At 71.6% G+C, this 7,531-nt stretch carries 5 protein-coding genes and 2 tRNA genes; 1 reads left to right on the plus strand and 6 read right to left on the minus strand.

Features of this window, described 5'->3' with window-relative positions:
• Positions 1-143: 143 nt before the first annotated feature.
• The 4 genes from LCD33_RS27885 to gltX form a co-directional block, all read right to left on the minus strand.
• Positions 144-216, minus strand: a tRNA-Glu gene (locus LCD33_RS27885).
• A gap of 31 nt (positions 217-247) precedes the next feature.
• A tRNA-Gln gene (locus tag LCD33_RS27890) sits at positions 248-319 on the minus strand.
• Positions 320-522: 203 nt separating this feature from the next.
• Positions 523-1,341: an HAD family hydrolase gene (locus LCD33_RS27895; RefSeq protein ID WP_224968628.1), complete on the minus strand. Its 819-nt coding sequence runs from the start codon at positions 1,339-1,341 to the stop codon at positions 523-525.
• Positions 1,342-1,482: 141 nt separating this feature from the next.
• A complete protein-coding gene (gltX, locus tag LCD33_RS27900) occupies positions 1,483-2,976 on the minus strand; it encodes a glutamate--tRNA ligase (protein ID WP_224968630.1) in 1,494 nt (497 codons plus the stop codon).
• 133 nt (positions 2,977-3,109) lie between these two features.
• Here gltX and LCD33_RS27905 point away from each other — a divergent pair, with 133 nt between their 5' ends.
• Entirely contained in the window at positions 3,110-4,345 is a 1,236-nt protein-coding gene (locus LCD33_RS27905) for an FAD-dependent oxidoreductase (RefSeq protein WP_224968632.1), read from the plus strand.
• A 311-nt stretch (positions 4,346-4,656) separates the two neighbouring features.
• Here the strand turns inward: LCD33_RS27905 and LCD33_RS27910 are convergent, their stop codons facing one another.
• Both LCD33_RS27910 and cimA read right to left on the minus strand, forming a co-directional pair.
• Positions 4,657-5,433 (minus strand): fumarylacetoacetate hydrolase family protein, encoded by a 777-nt coding sequence (locus tag LCD33_RS27910; protein WP_224956490.1) that lies wholly within the window; start codon positions 5,431-5,433, stop codon positions 4,657-4,659.
• A gap of 61 nt (positions 5,434-5,494) precedes the next feature.
• Entirely contained in the window at positions 5,495-7,162 is a 1,668-nt protein-coding gene (gene cimA / locus LCD33_RS27915) for a citramalate synthase (RefSeq protein ID WP_224978462.1), read from the minus strand.
• Positions 7,163-7,531 lie beyond the last annotated feature (369 nt).

A 7,531-nucleotide genomic window follows, 5' to 3' on the forward strand; every position in this document is an offset into this window, starting at 1 on the left:
CCACCGCGAGGCGCAAAGCGCCAAGCCCACCCACACAACCGCACCCACCGCACCGTGGGGGTCCGGGGGGTCGCCCCCCAGAAAAAGGACGAACACGGAAAAGTCCCCACACCCGAAGGATGTGGGGACTGAACACGCTGACGTAGCCCCGACGGGATTCGAACCCGCGCTACCGCCTTGAAAGGGCGGCGTCCTAGGCCGCTAGACGACGGGGCCCTAGAACGAACGATCATTGCTGATCGTTCCGCTGGGGTACCAGGACTCGAACCTAGACTAACTGAACCAGAATCAGTCGTGCTGCCGATTACACCATACCCCATCGGCTTCGGCGTTCAGCGGTGTTGGTCCGGGCTTCTGGAGGAAGTCCGACTCTTTGCCGCTGTCCGCCTTGCTGATGAAAATAGTAGAGCATGGCCCGCGGGGCCGTGACAGCACCCCCCTCTTCGGATGACTTCCCTGGTGGGGGTGGGTCCGGGGCGCTGTCCGGTCGGCGTCGTCGCCGGCGTCGCGGGCCGGGCTCGTTCAGCCGCTGAGCGCGCCGAGGCGCGGTCTCCCGATGTCCGGGTGGGACCGGTCCGCCGGAGTCGGGGCGGGGGCGTGCTGGCCGGGGATCCCGGGCGCGAAGGGCAGTTCGCAGACGAGGAGTTCGGGGAGTTCCGCGAGGCTGGTGATCATGGACACGCCGTCGGGCGGGGTGTGCTCGGTTCCGCCGCGGTTGAGCCAGACGCCGTGCAGTCCGGCGTCGGCGGCGCCGAGGGCGTCGGTGTCGAGCCGGTCGCCGACGTGGACGACTTCGTGCGGGGCGGCGCCGAGGGATTCGCAGGCGGCGTGGAAGATCCGCGGATCGGGTTTGGCGATGCCGAGTTCGCCGGAGATGACGAGGCTGTCGAAGACGCCGGCGAGCCCGGTGCGGCTGATCTTCTTGCGCTGGTAGGCGCTGGGCGCGTTGGTGATGACGGCGAGTTGGAGGCCTGCGGCGCGCAGCCAGTCGAGGCAGGGCACGGCGTCGTCGAAGAGGCACCAGGCGGCTTGCATGGCGGCCATGCGGCGGTTTTCGCGGGCGGCGGCTTCGGCGTCGCTGAGCCGTTCGCCGAAGGCGGCGAAGAAGGCGCGGGTGCGTTCGCGGCACATGGTGGCGAAGTCGAGTTCGCCCGCGACGTAGCGCTCGTAGTGCTCTTCGGTGGTGTGTCGCCACACGGGCCAGGCGGCGTCGTTGCCGATGAGGGCGCGGAGGCCGAGGCGGGAGGAGGCTGCGTTGTCGAGCAGGGTGTCGTCGATGTCGAGGCACACGGCTTTGACGTGGCCGGGTGGGGCGATCTCTGGGTGCGGCGCGGATGTCACCCCGAGAGGCTAGGTGTTCACCGGCGGTGCCCGACTCGGCCAAGCCGGTGATAGTCGTTGGCTGACACGGTTTAGTGCACGCGCCGGTACCGGGTGACGTCCATTGCGGACATCACCCGGTCGCCGGAATCGTGCTGCTGATCAGCCCAGTGCGCGCCGGAGGCGCTGGAGCGAGATGTCCCGCCCGAGCAGTTCCATCGATTCGTACAGCGGCGGCGACACGGTGCGACCGGTGACGGCGACGCGGACGGGCGCGAAGGCCTTGCGCGGTTTGATGCCGAGTCCGTCCACGACGGACTCCTTGAGCGCCGCTTCGATGGCTTCGGTGGTCCAGCCGTCGAGGGCGTCGAGGGCGCCGATGGCGGCTTCGAGGACGGGCCGCGCGTCGTCGCCGAGGGCCTTCTGCGCGGAGGCCTCTTCGGGTTCGAACTCGTCGCCCGCGAACAGGAACCGCATCATGCCGACGGCGTCGGAGAGCACGATGAGCCGTTCCTGCACGAGGGGTGCGGCGGCGCGCACGGTGTCGAGCTGCTGCTCGGTGGGTTCGGCGTCGAGCACGCCGCCCGCGACGAGGTAGGGCACGACGCGCTGCACGAAGTCGTCGGGGGCGAGGGCCCGCAGGTGCGCCGAGTTGATGGCGTCGGCCTTCTTCTGGTCGAACCGCGCGGGGTTGCTGCTCACGCTGCCGATGTCGAAGGCCTCGACCATCTCGTCGAGGGTGAACACGTCGCGGTCGTCGGCGATGGACCAGCCGAGCAGCGCCAGGTAGTTGAGCAGCCCTTCGGGCAGGAATCCGCGGTCCCGGTGGTGGAACAGGTTGGACTGCGGGTCGCGCTTGGAGAGCTTCTTGTTGCCTTCGCCCATGACGAACGGCAGGTGCCCGAAGGCGGGGGTGAAGTCGGTGACGCCGATGCGCTGGAGCGCTTCGTAGAGCGCGATCTGGCGCGGGGTGGAGGAGAGCAGGTCCTCGCCGCGCAGCACGTGGGTGATGCGCATGAGCGCGTCGTCGACGGGGTTGGTGAGGGTGTAGAGCGCGTCGCCGCTGCCGCGGACGAGCACCGGGTCGGGCACGGTGCCCGCGCGGAAGGTGATCTCGCCGCGGACGAGGTCGTCGAAGGTGATGTCGTGGTCCGGCATCCGCAGCCGCAGCACGGGGGTGCGGCCTTCGGCGCGGTGGGCGGCCTTCTGCTCGTCGGTGAGGTCGCGGTCGAAGTTGTCGTAGCCGAGCTTGGGGTCGCGGCCGGCGGCCTTGTGCCGGGCTTCGACCTCTTCGGGCGTGGAGTACGCCTCGTAGAGCTCGCCCGCGGCCAGCAGGCGCTGGGCGATGTCGGCGTAGATGTCCTTGCGCTCGCTCTGCCGGTAGGGGCCGTGCTCGCCGCCGACGCCGGGACCTTCGTCCCAGTCGAGGCCGAGCCAGCGCAGCGCTTCGAGCAGCGCGTCGTAGGACTCCTGGCTGTCCCGGCTGGCGTCGGTGTCCTCGATGCGGAACACGAGGCTGCCGCGGTGGTGCCGGGCGAAGGCCCAGTTGAACAGGGCGGTGCGGATCAGCCCGACGTGCGGCGTGCCGGTGGGCGACGGGCAGAACCGGGCGCGGACGGTTCCTGGCGCTGGGGTGGCGAACTCTGGCGTGCTCATGACCCGCCCACCATATCGGGCGGGGCGGGGTGGTTGACCAGCGAGTCCGGGAGGAGCACCCTGGAGTTATTCAACGTCCGTTGAATATCGATCGGGTGTTCGTGCAGCGCCGCACCGGCTGGGAGTGATCGGGATGGAACGCACCACCTGCTGCGTCATCGGAGGCGGACCCGCGGGCATGGTCCTGGGGCTGCTGCTGGCCCGCTCCGGGGTGCGGGTCACCGTCTTGGAGAAGCACGGCGACTTCCTGCGGGACTTCCGCGGCGACACGGTGCACCCGACGACCCTGCAGCTCATGGACGACCTCGGCCTGGCGGAGCGGTTCGCCGCGCTGCCGCAGCGCAAGGTGGAGACGGTGCGGCTGCCCGTCGGCGAGGACGGCGAACTCGTCACCATCGGGGACTTCCGGCTGCTCCCGATCAAGTACAACCACATCGCGCTGGTCCCGCAGTGGGATCTGCTGGACCTGCTCGCCGAGGAGGCGAAGCAGCAGGACGGTTTCGCGCTGCGGATGCGCACCGAGGTCACCGGGCTCATCCGGGAGGGCGGCCGGGTCAACGGCGTGCACTACCGCGAGGCCGACGGCACCACCGGGGAGCTGCGCGCCGACATCACCGTCGCCTGCGACGGACGGGATTCGCTCGCCCGGCGGCTGCCGGAGCTCGGGCTGCGGGACTTCCCCACTCCGATGGACGTGCGCTGGTTCCGGGTGCCACGCCGGGAGGACGACCCCTCCGGGCTGGTCGGGCTGGTCCGCGACCGCACGTTCACCGCGCTGATCGACCGCGGCGACTACTACCAGACGGCCTCGATCATCGCGAAGGACACCGATGCCGACGGCAGGTCCGGGCCGATCGAGGAGTTCAACCGGCGGCTGCGCCACCTCGTGCCCTGGTTCGACGACGGCCGCGAGCTGGTCGGCGAGTGGGCGGACGTGAAGCTGCTGCACGTCACCCTCGACCGGTTGCGCAAGTGGCACGTGCCGGGGCTGCTGTGCATCGGGGACGCGGCGCACGCCATGTCCCCGGTCGGCGGCATCGGCATCAACCTGGCCGTGCAGGACGCGGTCGCCGCGGCCCGGCACCTGGCGCGGCCGCTGCGCGAGGGCCGGTTGCGGCGCAGGCACGTGGCGGCGATCCAGCGCAGGCGCTGGCCGACGACCGTGCTGATCCAGGGATTGCAGAAGGTGTTGCACCGCAACGTGGTCGAGCCCGCGCTGCGCGGTGCCATCGACTTCGGGGGCCGGACCCGGCTGCCGCGCCCGATCCGGTTGATCACGCGGCTGCCCGCGCTGCGCGTGCTCCCGCCCTACCTGCTCGCCTACGGCGCTCTTCGCGAACGCCCTCCGGCTCGCTGGTCGTCTCGTTGAGGGGGTGGGTGGCGGAACCTCAGCGGGGGGGGGGGGGGGGGGGGGGTTTTTGGGGGGGGGGGGGGGGCCCCGGGGAAAACGGGGGGGCGGGGGGCGCGCGCGGGGGACCCCCCCTGGGGGGGGCGGGTGGCTGTTTTTTTCCCCGGGGGCCCCCCCCCCCGCGCCAAAAAGCTGTCCTCGCGAGAACGCAGCTGAGAACCCGCGGGTGGTCCGGTTGCGTGCGTGGTCGTTGGCTCAGCGCTTCGCGCTGACAGGAAAGGATCGGGGACGGGGACTGCCCGCCGCTCTGGGCGGGCGGCGGGCAGTGCGGGTCACTGCACCGGGTTGGTGAGGGTGCCGAGGCCGTCGATGGAGACGGAGACCGACTGGCCGGACTTCATCGGCCCCACCCCGGCGGGGGTGCCGGTGAGGATGACGTCGCCGGGCAGCAGCGTCATGATCCGCGACACCCAGGACACCAGGCCCGCCACGTCGTGCAGCATCAGCGAGGTCCGCGACTCCTGGTGGAGCTCGCCGTCCAGCTCGGTGCGCAGCCCCAGGTCGGCGGGGTCCACGGCGGTGTCGATCCACGGCCCCAGCGGGCAGAACGTGTCGTAGCCCTTGGCCCGCGTCCACTGCCCGTCGGCCTGCTGCTGGTCGCGCGCGGTGACGTCGTTGGCGATCGTGTAGCCGAGGACCACCTCGGTGCCGCGCGCCTCCGGCACGTCCTTGCACGGCTGGCCGATGACGGCGGCCAGCTCGCCCTCGAAGTCGACGCGCTCCGAGTTCGGCGGCAGCTTGATCGGCGCGTTCGGGCTCGTGACCGAAGTCGACGGCTTCATGAAGATCACCGGGTTCGCCGGCGCCTCCCCGCCCATCTCCTTCGCGTGGTCGGCGTAGTTCTTGCCGACGCAGACGACCTTGCTGGGCAGGATCGGGGCGAGCAGCCGGACGTCGGCCATCGGCCACTTGCGCCCGGTGAAGGTGGGGTCGCCGAACGGGTGCTGGTCGATCTCGATGGCCAGCACCTTCTCCTTCGGCGCGGACGGATCGGGTTCCAGCGCGACGAACGACACCCCGTCGGAGTGGGCGACTCGGGCCAGGCGCACGGCGGACCTCTTTTCGTTCCCGGTTGTTCCACGTGGCCCGCGCGGGGCGGGCCGGACCAGCCTATGCGGTCGCGGCGGCCGGGCCCGTCGCCGGTCGGCCCGCGTTCGCGTTGCGGCGCAACGCCTTGTACGCGAGGGCGTCGCGGAGCGCGAGCCAGCTGGCCTCGACGATGTTGCCGTGCACGCCGACGGTGGTCCACTCCTCGTGGTCGTCCCGGGATTCCACCAGCACCCGGGTGACCGCGTCGGTGCCGGAGGCGTCGGTGAGGATGCGGACCTTGTAGTCCACCAGCGCCACCTCGTCCAGCCACGGCAGGTGCGGCACCAGCGCCTCGCGCAGCGCCGCGTCCAGCGCGTTCACCGGGCCGTTGCCCTCGGCGGTGGCGATCACCCGGGTTCCGGCGACGTGCACCTTCACCGTGGCCTCGGAGACAACGGCGCCGTCGGGGCGGTGGTCCAGCAGCACCCGGTAGGACTCCAGCTCGAACGGCGCCTCCGGTACCGCGGACCGCTCCCCCGCCGCGTCGAGTTCGCGGCGCAGCAGCAGTTCCAGCGAGGCGTCGGCGGCCTCGAAGGACCAGCCGCGCGCCTCCAGCTCCTTGACCCTGCGCACCGCGCCGCCGACCGCGTCGGGCGCCCCGGACAGGTCCACGCCGAGTTCGGCGCCCTTGAGCTCCAGGCTGGCGCGCCCGGCCATCTCGGTGACCAGCACCCGCATCTCGTTGCCGACCACGGCCGGGTCCAGGTGGTTGTACAGCTCCGGGTCGACCTTGATCGCGCTCGCGTGCAGCCCCGCCTTGTGCGCGAACGTGGAAGCGCCCACGTACGCCTGGTGCGCATCGGGGGCGAGGTTGGCGATCTCGGCGAGCGCGTGCGAGACGCGGGTCAGCTCGGTCAGCCGCCCGTCCGGCAGCACCGGCATGCCGAGCTTGGTCCGGAGGTTCCCGACGACCGAGAACAGGTCCGCGTTGCCCGCGCGCTCGCCGTAACCGTTGGCGGTGCACTGCACGTGGCTGGCGCCGGCCTGCACGGCGGCGACCGAGTTGGCGACGGCGCAGGCGGTGTCGTCCTGGCAGTGGATGCCGACGCGGAACCCGGTGCGCGCCACGACCTCCCGCACGGTGTCGGCGAGCCCGGTCGGCAGCTGCCCGCCGTTGGTGTCGCACAGCACGGCGAGGTCGGCGCCGGCGGTGACGGCGGCGTCGAGCACCCGCAGCGCGTGGTCCGGGTCGTGGGCGTAGCCGTCGAAGAAGTGCTCGGCGTCCACGAACACCCGGCGACCCTCGCCGACGAGGTGGCGCACCGTGTCGGCGATCATCGCGCGGTTCTCCTCGGCGCTGGTGCGCAACGCGCGCTCCACGTGCCTGCGGTCGGCCTTGGCGACGAGGGTGATGACGGATGCGCCGGAGTCGAGCAGCGCCCGCACCTGCGGGTCCTCCTGCGCGGGCACGCCCGCCCGGCGGGTGGCGCCGAAGGCGACGAGCGCGGCGTGCCGCAGGTCGAGCTCACCGGCGGCGGCGCGGGCGAAGAACTCGGTGTCCTTGGGCAGCGCGCCGGGCCAGCCTCCTTCGACGAAGCCGACGCCGAGCGAGTCCAGCAGCCGCGCGACGGCGAGCTTGTCGGTGACCGAGTAGGAGATGCCTTCCCGCTGGGCTCCGTCGCGCAGCGTGGTGTCGTAGACGTGGAAGTCGTCGCCGAGCGGGGTGCCGGCCGGGGTCGTGCGGGTCACTTGGGGTCTCCTGCGGGCTGTCGGGTGTCTCGTGCGGCGGAGCCGCCTGGTGCCGAACCGCCCCCGGAACATGAAAAAGACCCCCCGCGTGGATGCGAGAGGTCTGCGCGCCGGGGGTGCGGAATCCGTCACCCGGCGCGCGCTCCGATAATGATCATGGTCGTGGTGGCCACGCCCGCATGCTGCCACACCGCACCGGCCCGGCACCACCCGCCGGTTCCCCGATCCGCCCAGGTGGAACGCGTCCGAGGTCCGCACCCGGAGACGAGGGCGGGGGGGGGCACACGGGGCTGGGGGGACCGGGCAGGGACAAGCATAGATCGGGTGTTGTGGTGCAAACACCGGGGAGAGACCACCCGCAAAGACGGA

The organism is Saccharopolyspora sp. 7B, assembly GCF_020177435.1.
In the GTDB taxonomy this organism is placed as follows: Bacteria; Actinomycetota; Actinomycetes; order Mycobacteriales; family Pseudonocardiaceae; genus Saccharopolyspora_C; species Saccharopolyspora_C gregorii.

Bases quoted from the DNA above. Each gene is read 5' to 3' on its own strand.
- gltX (WP_224968630.1), bottom strand. From the start codon at position 2,976: ATGAGCACGCCAGAGTTCGCCACCCCAGCGCCAGGAACCGTCCGCGCC.
- LCD33_RS27905 (WP_224968632.1), top strand. From the start codon at position 3,110: ATGGAACGCACCACCTGCTGCGTCATCGGAGGCGGACCCGCGGGCATG.